The 18,587-nt window shown below is 71.4% G+C and carries 15 protein-coding genes; 3 read left to right on the forward strand and 12 right to left on the reverse strand.

All coding sequences use genetic code 11. The annotated features are described in order from the left end of the window. Window positions 1–24: 24 nt before the first annotated feature. The 6 genes from FGW37_RS06665 to FGW37_RS06690 form a co-directional block, all read right to left on the reverse strand. The gene (locus FGW37_RS06665; protein WP_058045155.1) at window positions 25–999 is read right to left on the reverse strand and encodes a PAC2 family protein; all 975 of its coding nucleotides are present in this window, start codon (window positions 997–999) and stop codon (window positions 25–27) included. A 116-nt stretch (window positions 1,000–1,115) separates the two neighbouring features. Further along, window positions 1,116–2,180 (reverse strand): glycoside hydrolase family 18 protein, encoded by a 1,065-nt coding sequence (locus tag FGW37_RS06670; RefSeq protein ID WP_246430296.1) that lies wholly within the window; start codon window positions 2,178–2,180, stop codon window positions 1,116–1,118. Window positions 2,181–2,306: 126 nt separating this feature from the next. Then, the gene (locus tag FGW37_RS06675; RefSeq protein ID WP_179080207.1) at window positions 2,307–3,914 is read right to left on the reverse strand and encodes a glycerol-3-phosphate dehydrogenase/oxidase; all 1,608 of its coding nucleotides are present in this window, start codon (window positions 3,912–3,914) and stop codon (window positions 2,307–2,309) included. A 2-nt stretch (window positions 3,915–3,916) separates the two neighbouring features. Beyond that, on the reverse strand, window positions 3,917–5,443 hold the full coding sequence (glpK, locus tag FGW37_RS06680; RefSeq protein ID WP_179080208.1) for a glycerol kinase GlpK: 1,527 nt from the start codon (window positions 5,441–5,443) through the stop codon (window positions 3,917–3,919). Between the two features lie 41 nt (window positions 5,444–5,484). Beyond that, window positions 5,485–6,267, reverse strand: coding sequence for an MIP/aquaporin family protein (locus FGW37_RS06685; protein WP_179080209.1), 783 nt, complete (start codon window positions 6,265–6,267; stop codon window positions 5,485–5,487). A gap of 300 nt (window positions 6,268–6,567) precedes the next feature. Beyond that, window positions 6,568–7,332 carry an IclR family transcriptional regulator gene (locus FGW37_RS06690; protein WP_179080210.1) on the reverse strand — a complete coding sequence of 255 codons (765 nt, stop codon included), beginning with the start codon at window positions 7,330–7,332 and terminating at the stop codon, window positions 6,568–6,570. Window positions 7,333–7,594: 262 nt separating this feature from the next. Between FGW37_RS06690 and metH the strand changes: the two genes are divergently transcribed. Together metH and FGW37_RS06700 are read left to right on the forward strand one after the other, a co-directional pair. Next, window positions 7,595–11,104, forward strand: coding sequence for a methionine synthase (gene metH / locus FGW37_RS06695; protein WP_179080211.1), 3,510 nt, complete (start codon window positions 7,595–7,597; stop codon window positions 11,102–11,104). Between the two features lie 59 nt (window positions 11,105–11,163). After that, entirely contained in the window at window positions 11,164–11,652 is a 489-nt protein-coding gene (locus FGW37_RS06700) for a nuclear transport factor 2 family protein (RefSeq protein WP_179080212.1), read from the forward strand. 23 nt (window positions 11,653–11,675) lie between these two features. Here the strand turns inward: FGW37_RS06700 and FGW37_RS06705 are convergent, their stop codons facing one another. The 5 genes from FGW37_RS06705 to FGW37_RS06725 all read right to left on the reverse strand — a co-directional run bounded on the left by FGW37_RS06705 (window position 11,676) and on the right by FGW37_RS06725 (window position 16,426). Further along, window positions 11,676–12,644, reverse strand: a complete 969-nt coding sequence (locus FGW37_RS06705; RefSeq protein ID WP_179080213.1) for an SMP-30/gluconolactonase/LRE family protein — start codon at window positions 12,642–12,644, stop codon at window positions 11,676–11,678. Window positions 12,645–12,808: 164 nt separating this feature from the next. Then, complete coding sequence (mshC, locus tag FGW37_RS06710) at window positions 12,809–14,038, reverse strand: cysteine--1-D-myo-inosityl 2-amino-2-deoxy-alpha-D-glucopyranoside ligase (protein WP_179080214.1); 1,230 nt, start codon at window positions 14,036–14,038, stop codon at window positions 12,809–12,811. A 169-nt stretch (window positions 14,039–14,207) separates the two neighbouring features. Further along, window positions 14,208–15,056 (reverse strand): SCO1664 family protein, encoded by an 849-nt coding sequence (locus FGW37_RS06715; protein ID WP_179080215.1) that lies wholly within the window; start codon window positions 15,054–15,056, stop codon window positions 14,208–14,210. Further along, window positions 15,020–15,610, reverse strand: coding sequence for a DUF3090 domain-containing protein (locus FGW37_RS06720; protein WP_179080216.1), 591 nt, complete (start codon window positions 15,608–15,610; stop codon window positions 15,020–15,022). Before FGW37_RS06720 ends, FGW37_RS06715 begins: the two co-directional genes overlap by 37 nt. 111 nt (window positions 15,611–15,721) lie before the next feature. Next, window positions 15,722–16,426, reverse strand: a complete 705-nt coding sequence (locus FGW37_RS06725) for a histidine phosphatase family protein (protein ID WP_179080217.1) — start codon at window positions 16,424–16,426, stop codon at window positions 15,722–15,724. A gap of 104 nt (window positions 16,427–16,530) precedes the next feature. Here FGW37_RS06725 and FGW37_RS06730 point away from each other — a divergent pair, with 104 nt between their 5' ends. After that, window positions 16,531–17,523 carry a magnesium and cobalt transport protein CorA gene (locus tag FGW37_RS06730; RefSeq protein WP_179080218.1) on the forward strand — a complete coding sequence of 331 codons (993 nt, stop codon included), beginning with the start codon at window positions 16,531–16,533 and terminating at the stop codon, window positions 17,521–17,523. Between the two features lie 48 nt (window positions 17,524–17,571). Here the strand turns inward: FGW37_RS06730 and FGW37_RS06735 are convergent, their stop codons facing one another. Next, on the reverse strand, window positions 17,572–18,360 hold the full coding sequence (locus FGW37_RS06735) for a ferritin-like domain-containing protein (protein ID WP_179080219.1): 789 nt from the start codon (window positions 18,358–18,360) through the stop codon (window positions 17,572–17,574). Between the last annotated feature and the right edge of the window lie 227 nt (window positions 18,361–18,587).

The following is an 18,587-nucleotide window of genomic DNA, read 5'->3' on the forward strand; positions in this document are numbered from 1 at the left end:
CCCGTCACCGCCGCGGCCGCCGCCTCAGGCCTCGTCCTCGGGTCCCTCGGTCTCCTCCTCGGGCGCAGCCGCCTCGTCCTTGGGCTGCCGCTGCGGGCGCGTGCGCCCGCTGGTGGTGTCGCGCAGGTACGAGCCGTCGCCCTGCTGCGGATCGCGGCGGCGCAGGTAGCGCTCGAACTCGCGGGCGATGGCCTCGCCGGAGGCCTCCGGCAGGTCCGCCGTGTCGCGCGCCTCCTCCAGGGACTGCACGTACTCGGCGACCTCGCTGTCCTCCGCGGCCAGCTGGTCGACGCCCAGCTGCCAGGCCCGCGCGTCCTCCGGCAGCTCGCCGAGCGGGATGCGCAGGTCGATCAGGTCCTCCAGGCGGTTCAGCAGCGCCAGGGTGGCCTTCGGGTTGGGCGGCTGGGAGACGTAGTGCGGGACGGCCGCCCACAGGCTCACCGCCGGGACGCCGGCGTGGGTGCAGGCCTCCTGGAGGATGCCGACGATCCCGGTCGGGCCCTCGTAGCGGGACTCCTCCAGATCCATGGTCCGTGCGAGGTCCGGGTCGGAGGTGACGCCGCTGACCGGAACGGGCCGGGTGTGCGGGGTGTCCCCGAGCAGCGAGCCCAGGACGACCACCAGCTCCACGCCGAGCTCGTGGGCGAAGCCCAGGATCTCGTTGCAGAACGAGCGCCAGCGCATGCTGGGCTCGATGCCGCGCACCAGGACGAGGTCGCGCGGCGCACCCTTGCCTTCGCCGCCGCCGGTGCGGACGACGGACAGCCTGGTCGTCGGCCACGTGATCTTCCGGACGCCGCCGTCGAGCCAGACCGTGGGGCGGTTGACCTGGAAGTCGTAGTAGTCCTCGGCGTCGAGCGCGCCGAAGACCTCGCCCTTCCACTCCCGGTCCAGGTGCGCGACCGCGCTGGAGGCGGCGTCCCCCGCGTCGTTCCAGCCCTCGAAGGCACAGATCATGACCGGGTCGATCAGCTCGGGTACCCCCTCAAGCTCGATCACCCAGCGCCTCCTTCTCTGCAATCTGTTCTGCAGTGCTTTTCATTGCTGCTCTGTTGTGCGACCACAAGACTACGGCTTCCCCGCTGCCCGGTCGCAGCCCCTGTACGGGCTCTTCCTCAGCCCCTTGCTCCCCAGCCGGTCCGGTAGGCACGCCAGTCGTCCTCGGTGGCCGCGAAGTCGACGTAGAGCGCGAGCCCGAACCGCTTGCGGTCCCGGTCCTCGCGGGTCAGGCCGAGCCGGGCGCCGCGCACGGCCGCCGCGGCCGTCTCGGCGTGACCGTGGTGGCCCATGTCGTCGGTGTGGTAGAAGGGCAGGCCCATGAGCAGGTCGGTGCCCGAGGGCGTGACCTGCAGGGCGAGTTCCGTCTGGCGCGCGACGTAGCCGCCGTAGAGGCTCTCGACCGGCAGCGCGGTGTCGTACGACATCATCGCGATCTGGTCGGTGCGGCGCGCGACCTGGCCGAAATAGCGCTGGGTCCACCACTTGGGGCTGCCCACGAAGCGCGCCGCGGCGTGCATCGCGGGCACCGGGTCGATCTGCTGGGCCGCGACCGACAGCACTCCCCCGGCGGACCGCACGGCCGGGTGCAGGGCGTCCAGCAGGGTGAGGAAGTCGCGGTCGCCGGTGCGCACGGGCTCGACGTCGAGGTGGACGCCCTCGAAGCCGGCCCGCATGACCTGCCGGGCGCTCTCCACCACGGCGGCCCGCGCGGGCGCCGAGTCCAGGCGCAGGCCGCCCGTGCCCTCGCCCGGGCGCACGAGCTTGTCGCCGAGCCACGCCTGGACGCGGATGCCGGGCAGTTCGCGGTGCAGGGAGCCGACCAGCTTGCGCGAGTTCGCGTGCGCGGTGGCGGGCAGGGTGCCGTCGTGCTCCAGCGGGCCCGCGTGGACGTAGAGGTCGCGCATGCCCGTGCCGTCGAGCCGGCGCTTGAGCGCGGCGAGGTCGGCCGGGCCGCGCCGTCCGTCGAGCCAGGCGTGGCCCAGCCACACGGCGTCCCGGCCGCGGGTGACGGCGTCCTTCGCGGGTGATCCGGCGTAGGACGCCCGCAGGGCGCTGCCCGCGGCGACGACGGGCACCAGCACCACCAGGGCCAGGGCGAGCGCCACGCGCATCACCGTCTTACGGCCCGGACGCCACGCGCGCACCCTGGCCGCCAGGGACCGGCCCGCCCGATTCTTCATCTCGCCCCCTCGTTTTCTGTAGGGACGAGAAAAACAGCAGGTCAGTTGCCGTGTGGCCGAAAGAGAACGCCTAGGGGGAAGAACGCGAGGCGTCCTTCCCCCCTGGGCTGCGGCGCTACGGGCGGGTCAGCCCTTGTCGGCCAGCATGTCCTTCACCCGGGCGCGGACGTTCTCGTCGTCCAGGCCGCGGATGGTCAGGGTCGTGCGGCGACGCAGGACGTCGTCGACGGTCTCGGCCCACTCGTGGTCGCGGGCGTAGACGACCTGGGCCCAGATCTCCGGGCCGTCGGGGTGGATGCGCTCGCCGAGCTCGGGGTTCTCGTTGGCCAGGCGCGCGATGTCGAAGGACAGCGAGCCGTAGTGCGAGGCGAGGTGGCGGGCGGTCAGCGGGTCCATGCGGGCGCCGGGCTCGCGGTCGACGAGCAGGCGGTGGGCGACCGCGTTGGGGTTCGCGACACCCGGCAGCGGGGTGCGGCGGACCAGGCTGGAGATGGGCTCCATGTCCTCGGTCAGCGGGCTGCCGGGCACCTGGGCGAGCTTCTTCATGACCGTACGGCCGATGTGGCGGTAGGTCGTCCACTTGCCGCCGGCGACGGACAGCATGCCGCCCTTGCCCTCGGAGACGACCGTCTCGCGCTTGGCCTGGGCGACGTCGCCCGGCCCGCCGGGCAGCACGCGCAGACCGGCGAAGGCGTACGTCATCAGGTCGCGGTCGAGGTCCGCGTCCTGGATGGAGAACGCCGCCTCGTCGAGGATCTGCTGGATGTCCTCCTCCGTGGCGCGCACGTCCGCCGGGTCACCCTCGTACTGGGTGTCGGTGGTGCCCAGCAGCAGCTGGTCCTCCCACGGCAGGGCGAAGGTGATGCGGTACTTGTCGATCGGGGTGGCCATGGCGGCCTTCCACGGCGACTTGCGCTTCATCACGATGTGCGCGCCCTTGGAGAGGCGGATCGACGGCGCGGCGCCCTTGTCTTCCAGCTTCCGCAGGTGGTCCACCCACGGGCCGGTGGCGTTGAGGACGACGCGCGCGTCGATGCCGAACTCCGAACCGTCCATGCGGTCCTTGAGCTCCGCGCCGGTGACCTTGCCGTGCGTAAAGCGCAGGCCGGTCACCTCGGCGTGGTTGAGGACGACGGCACCGGACTCGACCGCCGCGCGGACCGTCATGACGGCCACGCGGGAGTCGTTCATCTGGTGGTCGTAGTAGACCGCGACGGCCTTCAGGTTGTCCGTGCGCAGACCGGGGTTGTCGGCCTTGGCCTTGGCCGGGGAGATCACCTTGCCGACGCCGTCGCCGAAGGCGGACAGCGCCGAGTAGGCGAAGACACCGGCGCCGAGCTTGGCCGCACCGACCGGGCCGCCCTTGTACACGGGCAGGTAGAAGGTGAGCGGGTTGACCAGGTGCGGGGCCACGTCCTTGGCCAGCACCCGGCGCTCGTGGTGGTTCTCCGCGACCAGCTTGACCGCGCCGGTCTGCAGGTAGCGCAGACCGCCGTGGACGAGCTTGGAGGAGGCGGAGGAGGTGGCGCCGGCGAAGTCGCCGGCGTCCACCATCGCGACCCGCAGACCGGACTGCGCGGCGTGCCAGGCCACCGAGGTGCCCAGAATGCCGCCACCGATCACCAGGAGGTCGTACGTCGCCTTGGACAGCCGTTCCCGGGTCTCGGCGCGGCCCGGGTTGGCGCCGGCAGCCGGGTGCGTTCCCAGGGTCGGAACGCTCTGCGGGGTTGTCATGATTACTCCTCGTCCTCGATCCAGCCCATGGTCCGCTCGACGGCCTTGAGCCAGTTCTTGTACTCGCGGTCACGCGTGTCCGCGTCCATGCGGGGGGTCCACTCGGCGGCCCGGCGCCAGTTGGCGCGCAGCGCGTCGGTGTCCGGCCAGAAGCCGACGGCGAGGCCGGCGGCGTAGGCAGCGCCGAGGCAGGTGGTCTCGGCGACCATCGGGCGCACGACGGGTGCGTCCAGGAAGTCCGAGAGGGTCTGCATCAGCAAGTTGTTGGAGGTCATGCCGCCGTCGACCTTGAGTGCGGTCAGCTCGACGCCCGAGTCCTTGGTCATGGCGTCGGTGATCTCGCGGGTCTGCCAGGCGGTGGCCTCGAGCACGGCGCGGGCGATGTGCGCCTTGGTGACATAGCGGGTCAGGCCCGCGATGACACCGCGCGCGTCGGAGCGCCAGTAGGGGGCGAACAGGCCGGAGAAGGCCGGCACGAAGTAGGCGCCGCCGTTGTCCTCGACGGAGCTGGCGAGCGTCTCGATCTCGGCCGCGCTCTTGATCAGGCCCATCTGGTCGCGCATCCACTGCACGAGGGAGCCGGTGACGGCGATGGAGCCCTCGAGGGCGTAGACGGGCTTCTGGTCGCCGATGCGGTAGCCGACGGTGGTCAGCAGGCCGTTGTAGGAGTTGACGGGCTCGTCGCCGGTGTTCATCAGCATGAACGTGCCGGTGCCGTAGGTCGACTTGGCCTCGCCCTCGGAGAAGCAGGTCTGGCCGAAGAGGGCCGCCTGCTGGTCGCCGAGCGCGGAGGCGACGGGCACGCCGGCGAGGGCGCCGCCCTTGGCGGTGCCGTAGACCTCGGCGGAGGAGCGGATCTCCGGCAGCAGGGCGGCCGGGATCTCCATCGACTCCAGGATGCGCTCGTCCCAGTCGAGGCTGCGGAGGTTCATCAGCATCGTGCGGGAGGCGTTGGTGACGTCGGTGACGTGCACACCGCCGTCGGTGCCACCGGTGAGGTTCCAGATGACCCAGGAGTCCATGGTGCCGAAGAGGATGTCGCCGGCCTCGGCGCGCTCGCGCAGGCCCTCGACGTTGTCCAGCAGCCAGCGGACCTTCGGGCCGGAGAAGTACGAGGCCAGCGGCAGGCCCGTCTCACGGCGGAAGCGGTCCTGGCCGACGTTGCGGCCGAGCTCCTTGCACAGGGCGTCGGTGCGGGTGTCCTGCCAGACGATGGCGTTGTAGACCGGCTCGCCCGTGTGCTTGTCCCACAGCAGCGTGGTCTCGCGCTGGTTGGTGATGCCGATGGCCTTGACGTCGGCGGCGGTGATGCCCGCCTTCTCGACGGCGCCGGCGACGACTTCCTGGACGTTGGTCCAGATCTCCGCGGCGTCGTGCTCGACCCAGCCCGGCTTCGGGAAGATCTGCTCGTGCTCCTTCTGGTCGACGGAGACGATGCGTCCGTCGCGGTCGAAGACGATGCAGCGGGAGGAGGTGGTGCCCTGGTCGATCGCCGCGATGAACGGGCCCTGGCTGTGCGCGTCGGTCATGGTGTCTCTAGCTCCTGAGGTCTGAAGGTCTCGGCGGGGGATCAGAACGCGATCTTGTGGATGCCTGCGGCCAGGGCGGCGCCGATGAGCGGGCCGGCCACCGGAACCCAGGCGTAGCCCCAGTCTGAACCGCCCTTGTTGGGCAGCGGCAGCAGCGCGTGCACGATGCGCGGGCCGAGGTCACGGGCGGGGTTGATGGCGTAACCGGTCGGGCCGCCGAGCGAGAGGCCGATGCCGACGACGACGAGGGCGACCATCAGGGTGCCCGTGCCGCTCGTGGCCAGGCCCTTCGTCAGACCCATGGTGAGGATGAAGAGCACCAGCGCGGCGGTACCGATGATCTCGGTGACGAGGTTCTGCACCGCGTTGCGGATCTCGGGGCCGGTGGAGAAGATGCCGAGCACCGGGCCGGCCTGGGGCGTCGCGGTCTGGTCGACCATGCCCTCGGCGGGGTTGAGGCTCGCGACGAGCTCCGGGTCCGTCAGGTGCGCCTTGAACTGACCGTAGTAGGCGAGCCAGACCAGCGTCGCACCGATCATCGCGCCCAGCATCTGGGAGCCGATGTAGAGCGGAACGTCACTCCACTTGACCGCGCCGTCGATGGCGAGGCCGAACGTGACGGCCGGGTTCAGGTGCGCGCCGGACTTGGTGCCGATGTACGCACCGGCCAGTACGGCGAAGCCCCAGCCGAACGTGATGGCGAGCCAGCCCGCGTTCTGTGCCTTCGAACGCTTCAGGGTGACGGCGGCGCACACGCCGCCGCCGAGCAGGATCAACACTGCGGTACCGATGAGCTCACCGGTGAAGATGTCGGAGCTGGACACCCGCGACTCCTTTGTCCTTCGTCCAGGGGAAGGCGAACCCCGGGTCCCTCCGGCGGTCCGCAGCTCTCCGATGGAGAGCTTCGATCGGCCCGCGCAGTGTCCACCATAGCGAATATTGTCGTTAGGTGTTCGACAATGCCGACCGATGAACGGCAGTTTTCTGCACGGTTAAGGGCCCGTCAAGAGCCCTGTGACCGAAAACTCTCCACCCGAGTGGCCGAAAATCAATGTGTCGAACACTCGGGGTTACCGACTGGTAGTACCCGGTAGTCGCCACCGGGCACACCAATGGGCCGGACATCAGAAACGGCCCGCACCCAGGTCGCGGGAGACGGCGCGCGCACAGTCCCGGACGGCGGCGACCAGCTTCCCCCGCAGCTCCCCGTCCTCGCAGACCCGCTCCACCGCACCGGTGATGCCGACGGCACCCACCGGCATCCGGTGCCGGTCGTGGATGGGGGCCGCGACGGAGGCCACTCCCTCCCAGGTCTCCTCGACGTCCGCGGCCCAGCCGCGGGCCCGGGTCAGGTCCAGCACGCCCTCCAGGTCGGGCAGGGCGGTGACCGTCTGCACGGTGAACGCCTCGCGCTCGGCCTCCAGCAGCTGGCTGTGCGCCACGGGGTCGTAGGCGCACAGCACCTTCCCCAGGGCCGTGCTGTGCAGCGGCTGCATCGCACCGACCTCCAGCACCTGACGGCTGTCGTCGGGCCGGAAGACGTGGTGGACGATCAGCACGCCCTGCTGGTGCAGGACACCCAGGTAGACGCTCTCCCCGCTGGAGCGGGCCAGGTCGTCCGCCCACAGCAGGGCACGGGCGCGCAGCTCGTGCACGTCCAGGTAGCTGTTGCCCAGCCGCAGCAGCTCGGCGCCGAGCTGGTAGCGCCCCGACGCGGGGTCCTGTTCGACGAAGCCCTCCTGCTGCAGGGTGCGCAGAATGCCGTGTGCCGTGCCCTTGGCCAGCCCCAGCGCGGAGGCCACATCGGACAGACCCAGCCGTCGTTCGCCCCCCGCGAGCAGCCGTAGCATCGCTGCCGCCCGTTCGAGCGACTGGATGGTCCGTGCCATCGCTCAACCTCCTCCGAAATGCCCGTTCGGCATTGCTGAACACTATCGGCCGATGCCGACCGGGAGATAGCTGACCGGCGGCGGAACCATGATCGCCGAGAGGCCCGGGGCGCTGCGCCCGGCCCCGGCGACCGCGTATCCATCGCGTATCCGAGGTGTGGGACACCCGCCCGAATTCCGCTGCAGGCGGTTACGCTGACGGCGTGCGTCTTCTTCCGGAAGGCGCAAAGCCGACAGCCGTCGCAACCCCGGGAGCACTTCCATGGCCTCGTTCACGCCATCGACCGCAAGCACCGCCCGAGCCTCCGAACTGCGGGAGGCGCTCGCCTCCCGGGTCGTGGTGGCCGACGGGGCCATGGGCACGATGCTTCAGGCGCAGGACCCCAGCATGGAGGACTTCGAGCAGCTGGAGGGCTGCAACGAGGTCCTGAACGTGACCCGCCCCGACATCGTCCGCTCCGTCCACGAGGCCTACTTCTCGGTCGGCGTGGACTGCGTGGAGACCAACACCTTCGGCGCGAACCTGGCGGCGCTGGGCGAGTACGACATCCCCGAGCGGATCTTCGAGCTCTCCGAGGCGGGCGCCCGCGTCGCCCGCGAGACCGCCGACGACTTCACCGCCCGCGACGGCCGCACGCGCTGGGTCCTGGGCTCGGTCGGCCCCGGCACGAAGCTGCCGACGCTCGGCCACGCCCCCTACACCGCCCTGCGGGACGCCTACCAGCAAAACGTCGAAGGCCTCGTCACGGGCGGAGCCGACGCGGTCCTGGTGGAGACCACCCAGGACCTGCTCCAGACCAAGGCCTCGGTCATCGGCGCCCGCCGCGCCCTGGAGGCCCTGGGCGCCGACCTGCCCCTGCTCGTCCAGGTCACGGTGGAGACCACCGGCACGATGCTCCTCGGCTCGGAGATCGGAGCCGCCCTGACGGCGCTGGAGCCACTGGGCATCGACATGATCGGCCTGAACTGCGCAACCGGCCCGGCCGAGATGAGCGAGCACCTGCGCTATCTCTCCCGGCACGCCCGTACGCGCGTCTCGGCGATGCCCAACGCCGGCCTCCCCGTCCTGGGCAAGGACGGCGCGCACTACCCGCTGACCCCGGCCGAACTGGCGGACGCCCACGAGACCTTCGTACGCGAGTACGGGCTCTCGCTGGTGGGCGGCTGCTGCGGCACGACCCCCGAGCACCTGCGGCAGGTCGTCGAGCGCGTCCGCGGCATGCAGCCCACCGAGCGGCGGCCGCGCCCCGAGCCGGGCGCCGCGTCCCTCTACCAGACCGTCCCCTTCCGCCAGGACACCTCCTACCTCGCGATCGGTGAGCGGACGAACGCCAACGGTTCGAAGAAGTTCCGCGAGGCCATGCTGGAGGGCCGCTGGGACGACTGCGTGGAGATGGCCCGTGACCAGATCCGCGAGGGCGCCCACCTGCTGGACCTGTGCGTCGACTACGTGGGGCGTGACGGCGTCGCCGACATGGCCGAGATCGCGGGCCGCTTCGCCACCGCCTCCACCCTGCCCATCGTCCTCGACTCCACCGAACCGGCCGTCATCCAGGCCGGCCTGGAGAAGCTCGGCGGCCGCGCCGTCATCAACTCCGTCAACTACGAGGACGGCGACGGCCCCGACTCCCGCTTCGCGAAGATCACCCGGCTGGCGGCGGAGCACGGCGCCGCCCTGATCGCGCTCACCATCGACGAGGAGGGCCAGGCCCGCACCGTCGAGAAGAAGGTCGAGATCGCCGAACGGCTGATCGCCGACCTCACGGGCAACTGGGGGGTGCAGGAGTCGGACATCCTCATCGACTGCCTCACCTTCACCATCTGCACGGGCCAGGAGGAGTCCCGCAAGGACGGCATCGCCACGATCGAGGCGATCCGCGAGCTCAAGCGCCGCCACCCGGACGTCCAGACGACGCTCGGCCTGTCCAACATCTCCTTCGGCCTCAACCCGGCCGCCCGGATGGTCCTCAACTCCGTCTTCCTGGACGAGTGCGTGAAGGCCGGCCTCGACTCGGCCATCGTCCACGCCTCGAAGATCCTCCCGATCGCCCGCCTGGAAGAAGAGCAGGTCCGGGCCGCCCACGACCTGATCTACGACCGGCGCCGCGAGGGCTACGACCCCCTGCAGCACCTGCTGGAGCTCTTCGAGGGTGTGGACACCAAGTCGATGAAGGCCGGGAAGGCCGAGGAGCTGCTCGCCCTGCCGCTCGACGAGCGGCTCCAGCGGCGCATCATCGACGGCGAGAAGAACGGTCTGGAGGCGGATCTGGATGAGGCGCTGGCGGGGCGGCCGGCGCTGGAGATCGTCAATGACACGCTGCTGGAGGGTATGAAGGTCGTCGGTGAGCTGTTCGGGTCGGGGCAGATGCAGTTGCCGTTCGTGCTGCAGTCGGCCGAGGTGATGAAGACCGCGGTGGCGTATCTGGAGCCGCACATGGAGAAGTCGGATGCGGAGGGCAAGGGCACGATCGTGCTGGCCACGGTCCGTGGTGACGTCCATGACATCGGTAAGAACCTGGTCGACATCATCTTGTCCAACAACGGCTACAACGTCGTGAACCTGGGTATCAAGCAGCCCGTCTCGGCGATCCTTGAGGCGGCTGAGGAGCATCGTGCCGATGTGATCGGGATGTCGGGGCTGCTGGTGAAGTCCACGGTGATCATGAAGGAGAACCTGGAGGAGCTCAACCAGCGCAAGCTCGCCGCCCGGTATCCGGTGATCCTGGGGGGTGCGGCCCTGACCCGGGCGTATGTGGAGCAGGATCTGCACGAGATCTATGAGGGTGAAGTCCGTTACGCGCGGGATGCTTTCGAGGGTCTGCGGTTGATGGATGCGCTGATCGCGGTGAAGCGGGGTGTGCCGGGGGCGGTGTTGCCGGAGCTGAAGCAGCGGCGGGTGGCGAAGCGGGATACGGCTGCTGTGCTGGAGGTTCAGGAGCCGGAGGGTTCGGTCCGCTCGGATGTGGCGACGGATAACCGGGTGCCGGAGCCGCCGTTCTGGGGCACGCGGGTGATCAAGGGCATCGGGCTGAAGGACTACGCGTCCTGGCTCGACGAAGGCGCCCTGTTCAAGGGGCAGTGGGGCCTGAAGCAGGCCCGCGCCGGCGGCCCCACCTACGAAGAACTCGTCGAGACCGAAGGCCGCCCGAGGCTCCGCGGCTGGCTGGACAAACTCCACACCGAGAACCTCCTCGAAGCAGCCGTCGTCTACGGCTACTTCCCCTGCTACTCCAAGGGCGACGACCTCATCCTCCTGGGCGAGGACGGCACCGAGCGGACGCGTTTCACGTTCCCGCGGCAGCGGCGCGGGCGGCGGTTGTGTCTGGCGGACTATTTCCGGCCCGAGGAGTCGGGTGAGAAGGACGTCGTGGGCCTGCAGGTCGTCACCGTCGGCTCCCGGATCGGGGAGGCCACGGCCGAGCTGTTCGCCGCCGACGCCTACCGCGACTACCTCGAACTCCACGGCCTGTCCGTCCAGCTCGCCGAAGCCCTCGCCGAGTACTGGCACGCCCGCGTCCGCGCCGAACTCGGCTTCGCCGGCGAAGACCCCGACGACGTCGAGGACATGTTTGCCCTCAAATACCGCGGCGCCCGCTTCTCCCTCGGCTACGGAGCCTGCCCCGACCTCGAAGACCGCGCAAAGATCGCCGACCTCCTCCAGCCGGAGCGGATCGGCGTCCACCTCTCCGAGGAATTCCAGCTCCACCCCGAACAGTCCACCGACGCCATCGTCATCCACCACCCCGACGCCACGTACTTCAACGCGCGCTGAGCGCGGGCGGTAGGGGCTCGGCTTGACCTCACGTTTGGTTGAGGTCACAAGCTTTGGTCATGGACCTGAACCAGATGAACGAACAGCTCCGCGCCCTCACCGACCGCGCCGCCGTCGAACGCCTCGTCACCCGCTATCTCCGCTCACTCGACGAGGGCCCGTTCGACACTGCGTGGGCCCGCACCTTCTTCACCGACGACGCGTGGAGCGAGACGCCCGTCGGCGTGTACGAGGGGATCGACGCCCAGCTGTCGTCGACCGGCGGGGCCATGGCGCTCTTCGAGCGGACGGTGCACTTCGGGACGGACCTCGACGTCGAGCTGGACGGCGACCGTGCCGCTCTGCGCTGGAACCAGCTGAGCACCCACGTCCTGAAGGAGGACGGCGGAGCAGAGGGGAACGGCGAGGCGCGGGGGGAACGGCTCTTCGTGTCCGGCGGGCACTGCGAGGCCGAGGCCGTCAGGAGCGCCGACGGCGGCTGGCGCTTCCGGCGGCTGGCACTGCGCATCGCCTGGACGCAGGGCCGGCCGCCGGTCCTGCCCGCCTGAGAGGCATACAAGGGCACGCGGCCTCAGTGCACCTGCCGCACCGCCACCGCGTTGTACTTCGTCGTCGGCGTCGGCTGCTCCGTGAAGCGGGAGTTGGGCAGGTAGAGGCGGTCGCCGTACGCGGCGACCGTGGTCGGGATCCGGAAGCGCGGGTCCGTGATCCGGGTGACCGCCCGGCCGCGCAGGCCCGTGGCGTCCATGTGGAAGACGTCCACGGCGTTCTGGATCTGCTGGACGACGTAGAGCGTACGGTCGAGCAGCAGGGCGCCGTCCCCGTCGGGGAGCTTCGCCCCGCCGAGGTCGACGCGGCGCGCATCGCCGCTGCGGGGGTCGACGCGGTAGAGGCTCCCGCCGTCCGCGTAGACGTTGATGACCAGCAGGCCGCGGCCGTCGGGGGTGCGTTCCAGCCCGTTGGTGGTGAAGCCCTCGGCGGGGGCCTCCGCCCACTCGCCCTTCAGCCGCAGGGTCACCACGTCGCGCGGGGCCGGCAGCTCGCCGCGCGGGCCGAGCGGCAGGCCGTAGAGCTGGGACTGGGTCGAGTCGGTGAACCAGGCGGCGCCGGGCGTGAGCACCACGTCGTTGATCACGGTGGCGGGCCTGCCGACCTCGTAGGAGGCGAGGATCCGCCCGCTGCGGCCGTCGACGACGCGCAGTCGGCGCGAGGGCCCGCCCGCGATGAAGACCCGGCCGTGCCGGTCGGTCTTGAGGCCGATGGACATGGCGTCCGTCCCGGTGGGGACGGTCTCGCCGCGGCCCGTCGCCAGGCTCGCGCGGTAGAGCGAGCCCCCGCCGAGCGAGCCGAACCAGGCGTACGGGCCCGGGCCGGTCGCGATGCCCTCGGGCCGGAAGCCGTCCGGGAGGGGGAACTCGGTGGGCCACAGGCCTCCGGCCGGCTCCGCGCGGGCCGCCGTGGCCAGGGGACCGGCGGCCGCCAGCGTCCCCAGCGCGGCACCGGCGCCCAGGAGTCTTCGGCGGGAGATGGGTGCTGCCATGGCGGTCGTCCTTCCGACGGGACCCGGAGGCCGGCTGATCGGCCGACCGGCTCACGGAAGCACAGCCCGCGGAGCCCCACGCCGCACACACAGAGGTCTTCACAAATGAAGGGGGGCGCTCCCGGCGGAGAGCGCCCCCTGTGCGGTCGTGCGGTGTCAGCGCGTCAGAGCGCGACGCCCAGCAGCGCGTCGACGGCCCGGGAGACGACGCCGGGCGCGCCCTCCTCGGTACCGCCGTCGGCGGCCTGGGCGGCGGCCCAGCGGTCGACGGCCGCGAGGGCGCGCGGCGAGTCGAGGTCGTCCGCGAGGGCCTCGCGGATCTCCTCCACCAGCGCGTCGGCGGACGGGCCGTCGGGGCGCGAGACGGCGGCGCGCCAGCGGCCGAGGCGCTCCACGGCCTCGTGCAGGACGGCGTCGGTCCACTCCCAGTCGGCGCGGTAGTGGTGCGCGAGGAGCGCGAGCCGGATCGCGGCCGGGTCGACGCCGTCGCGGCGCAGGGCCGAGACGAAGACGAGGTTGCCCTTGGATTTGGACATCTTCTCGCCGTGGAGCGCGACCATGCCGGCGTGGACGTAGGTCTTGGCGTAGGGGTGCTCGCCGGTGAGCACCTGGGCGTGGGAGGCGCCCATCTCGTGGTGCGGGAAGACGAGGTCGGAACCGCCGCCCTGGACGTCGAAGCCCATGCCGAAGTACTCCAGGGCGATGGCGACGCACTCGATGTGCCAGCCGGGGCGGCCGGGGCCGAGGGAGGCGCCGTCCCAGCTGGGCTCGCCCGGGCGGGCGGCCATCCACAGCATGGGGTCCAGGGGGTTCTTCTTGCCGGGGCGGTCCGGGTCACCGCCGCGCTCGGCGGACAGCAGGCGCATGGCCTCCGCGTCCAGGCCGGAGATCTCGCCGAAGTGCGTGTCGGACTCGACGGAGAAGTAGACGTCGCCGTCGAGCTCGTAGGCGGCGCCGGCGTCGCGCAGCCGCTCCACCAGGGGGACGATCTTCGGTATCGACTCGACGGCACCGATGTAGTGCTGCGGCGGGAGCATCCGCAGCGCGGTCATGTCCTCGCGGAAGAGGGCGGTCTCGCGCTCGGCGAGCTCGGTCCAGTCGTCACCGTTGGCGACGGCGCGCTCGAGCAGCGGGTCGTCGATGTCGGTGACGTTCTGGACGTAGTGAACCTGCCGCTTGGTGTCGAGCCACACGCGCTGAACGAGGTCGAACGCGTTGTAGGTCGCCGCGTGTCCCATGTGGGTGGCGTCGTACGGCGTGATGCCGCAGACGTAGATACGGGCGACGGGGCCAGGGGCGAGGGGCACTCGTCCGCCGGTCGCGGTGTCGTGGATCCGGAGGTCGCGGCCACTGCCGGGCAGGGCGGGAACCTCAGAAGCGGGCCAGGCATGCATGTCACGAGCGTAACCGGACGCATGTTCCGGATACGAACCGGATCCGGCTGTTGGCCGAACACACGCTCTTGCGCAGGTCCGCTGCGCTGTGCTTACCCGGCCACACGGGGCCGGGGCCGGGGCCGGTACCGGTGGGCTCGGCCTGAACCGGCGGCCACTGAACCGGCCGCTAAACCGGCGGCCACGGAATCGCGGGCCACTGCCCCGACGGCTCGCGATGCCGCCCCGTACGCAGCAGATCCGCCACCCGGTCCCGCAGCGCCGCGATCTCCCCGGCCGTGAGGAGCTCGGCGAGCCGCCCCGCCAAGGGGCTCCCGTCGGCCAGATTGGCCGAAAGCCGCCGCAGCGCCTCCAGCGCCTCCTCCGTCAGCGGTTCACCCGCCCAGCCCCACAAGAGCGTGCGCAGCTTGTCGTCCGCGTTGAAGGTCACACCGTGGTCGATGGCGTACAGCCGGCCGTCCGCGGCGGGCAGCAGGTGGCCGCCCTTGCGGTCGCCGTTGTTGATCACCGCGTCGAGGACGGCCAGCCGCCGCAGCCGCTCGTCATCGGCGTGCACGAGCAGCGCGGTGCGGTCCCCGCCCACGTCGGCCAGGCCCACGGCCTTCCAGCCCGGGCCCGGCTCCGCTCCCTCGACCAGCGCCAGGAGCCGCTCACCGCCCTCCTCCGCGTCCTCGGGGGCGTCGATCCACATCTGGCACATGCCCTGGCCGTAGGGGCCGTCACGCAGGACCGTGGGCGGAACGAGTCCCCACCCCATGGCCTCGGAGAGCTCGTACGCGGCGACCTCGCGCTGGGCCAGGGTGCCGTCGGGGAAGTCCCACAGGGGCCGCTCCCCCGCGACGGGCTTGTAGACGCACGCGGCGCTCACGCCCGCGTACTCGACCGTGCAGTACAGCACCGCGTTGGACGCCTCGGCGATCCGGCCGCGCACCGTCAGCTCGCCTTTGGCCAGCAGTTCGTGCGGCGTGACGCTCCGCGGCGTCACGCCCCGCGGCGGTATCCGTTCTGGCGCGGACATACGTGTCCCTCCGGGTCGAGCGGCAGGCTGCACAGCGGGCACGGCGGGCGGCCGGCGTTCACGACCTCCAGGGCGCGCTTGGCGAAGGCGCGGGCCATGGTGCCGGTGATCCGCACGCGCAGCATCGGCGGGCCGTTCGCCTCGTCCTGCAGGAGGCGCTCCTCGGCCTCGGCGAGGTCCTCGTCGGTGTCGGCGTCCAGCTCGACGAGGGCCTGTGCCTCGACGATCATGCGCTGATGCTCGCCGTCCCAGGCCAGGGCCATGGTGCCGACGCGGAACTCCTCCTCGACGGGGGTCTCCAGCGGCTCCGTGTCGCTGAGCTCGGCGGGGGCCACGGCGGGCACCGGGGCGCTGCCGCCGGTGCGCCGGACGACCTCGTCGAGCAGCTCGTCGATGCGCTCGGCGAGCGCTTCGACCTGGGCCTTCTCGAGTGCGACGCTCGTGGTGCGGCCGGCCGCGGTGGCCTGGAGGAAGAAGGTGCGGCGGCCAGGCAGCCCGACCGTACCGGCGACGAAACGGTCCGGCGGGTCGTAGAGGAACACCTGACGGGACAACGTCCTGCTCCATTTGGTTCGGGCGGTTCGGGCGGTCGGGTCTTCTCCGGGTGCCGGGTCAGGGGTGGAGAGGCGGCCTGTGCCGCGCCACCACCCTACTGCGCGGCACGATCACGGTGCCCCCGCCCCGCCCCCCACGACACCGTCCGTCTCGGGGCTCCGCGCCTGCGCGGGAGCCTCCTCGGGCGGCACGAGGCCGCGCAGGTCTCCGGTGTCGCCGAGGCGCACCAGGAAGGGGCGCAGCCGGGTGTAGCGGACGGCCGTGACGGAGCAGGGGTCGACGGCGATGCGCTGGAAGAGGTCCAGGTGCAGGCCGAGGGCGTCGGCGACGAGCGCCTTGATGATGTCGCCGTGCGTGCACACGACGTAGCAGGCGTCGTGGCCGTGCTCGGCCTCCATCCGGTCGTTCCAGTCGCGGACGGCGTCGACGGCGCGGGCCTGCATTTCCCGGACGGACTCGCCGCCCGGGAAGGCGGCGGAGGACGGGTGGCGCTGGACGACCTCCCACAGCGGTTCGGCCGTGAGTTCGGAGATGGTGCGGCCGGACCACTCGCCGTAGTCGCACTCGCCGACGCGCTCGTCGGTGTGCAGCGGCAGGCCGGGGCGGGCGGCGAGGAGGGGCGCCAGGGTCTCGCGGCAGCGCTGCAGGGGGCTCGTGACGGCCGCGGCGAGGGGTACCTGCGCGAGCCGGTCCGGGAGGGCGGCGGCCTGGGTGGTGCCGCGCTCGTCCAGGGCGATGCCGGGGGTCCGTCCCGCGAGCACTCCCCCGGTGTTGGCGGTGGACCGGCCGTGCCGGACCAGGATCAGCGTGGGCATGGCGCCCAGCCTAATCCCGTGCCCGCGGCGGCCGTCCGGCCCCGCGGGACGATTCCGCGCCGCTCCTGCCGGGTGGCGTGTGTGAAAGCGCGATCAGCGGCAAAATGCCCTGCGTGATCGTGGACTGCGCTATTTACCGGGACGGGTGCCGCTCCGAGGGCCCCGCCGACTTCTCCGACGCCCTCGACGAGGCGCGTGCCGCGGGAGACTCCTTCCTGTGGGTCGGGCTGCACGAGCCGACGGAGAAGGAGTTCGACCTCATCACCAGCGAGTTCAACCTGCACCCGCTGGCGGTGGAGGACGCGCTCAAGGCCCACCAGCGGCCCAAGCTGGAGGTCTACAACGGTTCGCTGTTCCTGGTGCTCAAGCCCGTCACGTACGACGACGACGCGGACACCGTCACGACGGGCGAGCTGATGCTGTTCGTCGGCGACTCCTTCGTCGTGACCGTGCGGCACGGCGAGGGCAGCCCGCTCGCGCAGGTGCGGCAACGGCTGGAGCAGGAGCGGGAGGTGCTGCGGCACGGGCCCACGTCGGTGCTGTACGCGGTGTGCGACGCGGTGGTGGACCACTACATCGAGGTGGCGGGCGAGCTCCAGGCGGACTTGGAGGAGCTGGAGGCGGAGGTGTTCGCCCCGCTGGGCGGGGACACGAGGAACACCGCCTCGCGGATCTACTCGTTCAAGCGCCAAGTGCTGGAGTTCCGGCGGGCCTCGGCCCCGCTGGCCGATCCGATGGCGCGGCTGGCGGGCGCGGGCGTGCCGTTCGTGCCCGAGCGCTCGCAGCCCTTCTTCCGCGACGTGAACGACCACCTGACGCGGGCGAACGAGTCGGTCGAGGGCCTGGACCGGCTGCTGTCGGACATACTGTCCGCCCACCTCGCGCAGATGGGCGTCCAGCAGAACGACGACATGCGCAAGATCTCGGCGTGGGCGGCGATGGCCGCGGTCCCGACGATGATCGCCGGCATCTACGGGATGAACTTCGACCACATGTGGGAGCTGCGGCAGCCGTGGGGCTATCCGGCGGTCGTCCTGCTGATGGCGGGGCTCGTTGCCTGGCTGCACCGGATGTTCAAGCGGCGCGGCTGGCTGTAAGGGCACGGGCGGAGGCCGGGGCGGCGCACCCGCCCCCGTCCCGCCGCGTCAGGCGAACTCGGGCGCCGTCTCCGCCGGTCCGCCCAGTGCGTTGCGGCGCTGCGGCATGCGCAGGGTGACCATCCGCCGCCAGCCGACGAGCTGCTCGTAGCGGTGCAGCGCCCGGATGCCGAGCGAGAGCGCGAGGGCCTTCGGCCGGGACCAGCCCAGGAGGGCGCCCATGCGCTTCATGACGGCCAGGCTCACGTCCCGGTAGACACGGGTCTCGGCGCGGGCGCTCTCCCGCAGCACCGCCCGGATGGTCCGGCGGTGCCCGGCGCGCGCCAGGCGCAGCAGCTCCTCGTGGCAGTACGCGAGGTGGTTGGCCTCGTCGTGGGCGATCATCCGGATCGCCTTGCCGACCTCGGGGTGGTCCCCGAAGTACGTGGTGAGCATGCGCATCTGGTCGGCGGCGCGCTGTTCGGTGACGCGGCTGTGCGCGAGGTAGGTGACGATGTCCTCCTCGGTCAGCGGCCGTTCGCCGCGGAGCAGGACGTGGGGCAGGCCGACGCCGCGGCGTTCGAGGAGCATCGTGTAGTCGGTGCCGGCGGGCACCGGGGCCGGAGCGAGGCCGCGTTTGCGCAGCAGGGCCTCGAAGATGCGGCCGTGCTTGTCCTCGTCGGCGCCGTGCCGGGCGATCTTCGGTGCGAGGGCCCGCTGTTCCTCGGGGACGAGGGCGGCGATCCGGCCGTTCTCCCAGCCGCCCTGCGCCTCACCGCCGGCGGCGATGGAGCAGAACAGCCGGTAGGCCTCGTCGTCGTCGAGGATCTCCTGGAACAGACTTCTGGCCGAGAGCATGACGGACACACCTCCATTCACGGCGCATTTCGCGTATGTCCCGTGAAACCCGAGTCAAGTGCCATGCCGGGGAAGCGGCAATCGGGGGCGGCGTCCACTCGGCCGAATGCGCGACGCCGAAGGCGGTGCGAGGCGCGTAACCCGGCGCCCGTACGGGCGTTGTCCTCTGTACAGGCCGTGGCGGGGAAGACACCCCGAGCCCCCACCACGGCCGCCCGGTTCCGCTC

This window comes from Streptomyces rectiverticillatus (assembly GCF_013394065.1).
GTDB lineage: Bacteria > Actinomycetota > Actinomycetes > Streptomycetales > Streptomycetaceae > Streptomyces > Streptomyces rectiverticillatus.

Coding starts and splice junctions, on each gene's coding strand:
- FGW37_RS06730 (WP_179080218.1), top strand. CDS start 16,531: ATGCCCTGCGTGATCGTGGACTGCGCTATTTACCGGGACGGGTGCCGC.
- FGW37_RS06700 (WP_179080212.1), top strand. CDS start 11,164: ATGGACCTGAACCAGATGAACGAACAGCTCCGCGCCCTCACCGACCGC.
- FGW37_RS06670 (WP_246430296.1), bottom strand. CDS start 2,180: ATGAAGAATCGGGCGGGCCGGTCCCTGGCGGCCAGGGTGCGCGCGTGG.
- FGW37_RS06705 (WP_179080213.1), bottom strand. CDS start 12,644: ATGGCAGCACCCATCTCCCGCCGAAGACTCCTGGGCGCCGGTGCCGCG.
- FGW37_RS06735 (WP_179080219.1), bottom strand. CDS start 18,360: ATGCTCTCGGCCAGAAGTCTGTTCCAGGAGATCCTCGACGACGACGAG.
- mshC (WP_179080214.1), bottom strand. CDS start 14,038: ATGCATGCCTGGCCCGCTTCTGAGGTTCCCGCCCTGCCCGGCAGTGGC.
- FGW37_RS06725 (WP_179080217.1), bottom strand. CDS start 16,426: ATGCCCACGCTGATCCTGGTCCGGCACGGCCGGTCCACCGCCAACACC.
- metH (WP_179080211.1), top strand. CDS start 7,595: ATGGCCTCGTTCACGCCATCGACCGCAAGCACCGCCCGAGCCTCCGAA.
- FGW37_RS06675 (WP_179080207.1), bottom strand. CDS start 3,914: ATGACAACCCCGCAGAGCGTTCCGACCCTGGGAACGCACCCGGCTGCC.
- FGW37_RS06690 (WP_179080210.1), bottom strand. CDS start 7,332: ATGGCACGGACCATCCAGTCGCTCGAACGGGCGGCAGCGATGCTACGG.
- glpK (WP_179080208.1), bottom strand. CDS start 5,443: ATGACCGACGCGCACAGCCAGGGCCCGTTCATCGCGGCGATCGACCAG.
- FGW37_RS06715 (WP_179080215.1), bottom strand. CDS start 15,056: ATGTCCGCGCCAGAACGGATACCGCCGCGGGGCGTGACGCCGCGGAGC.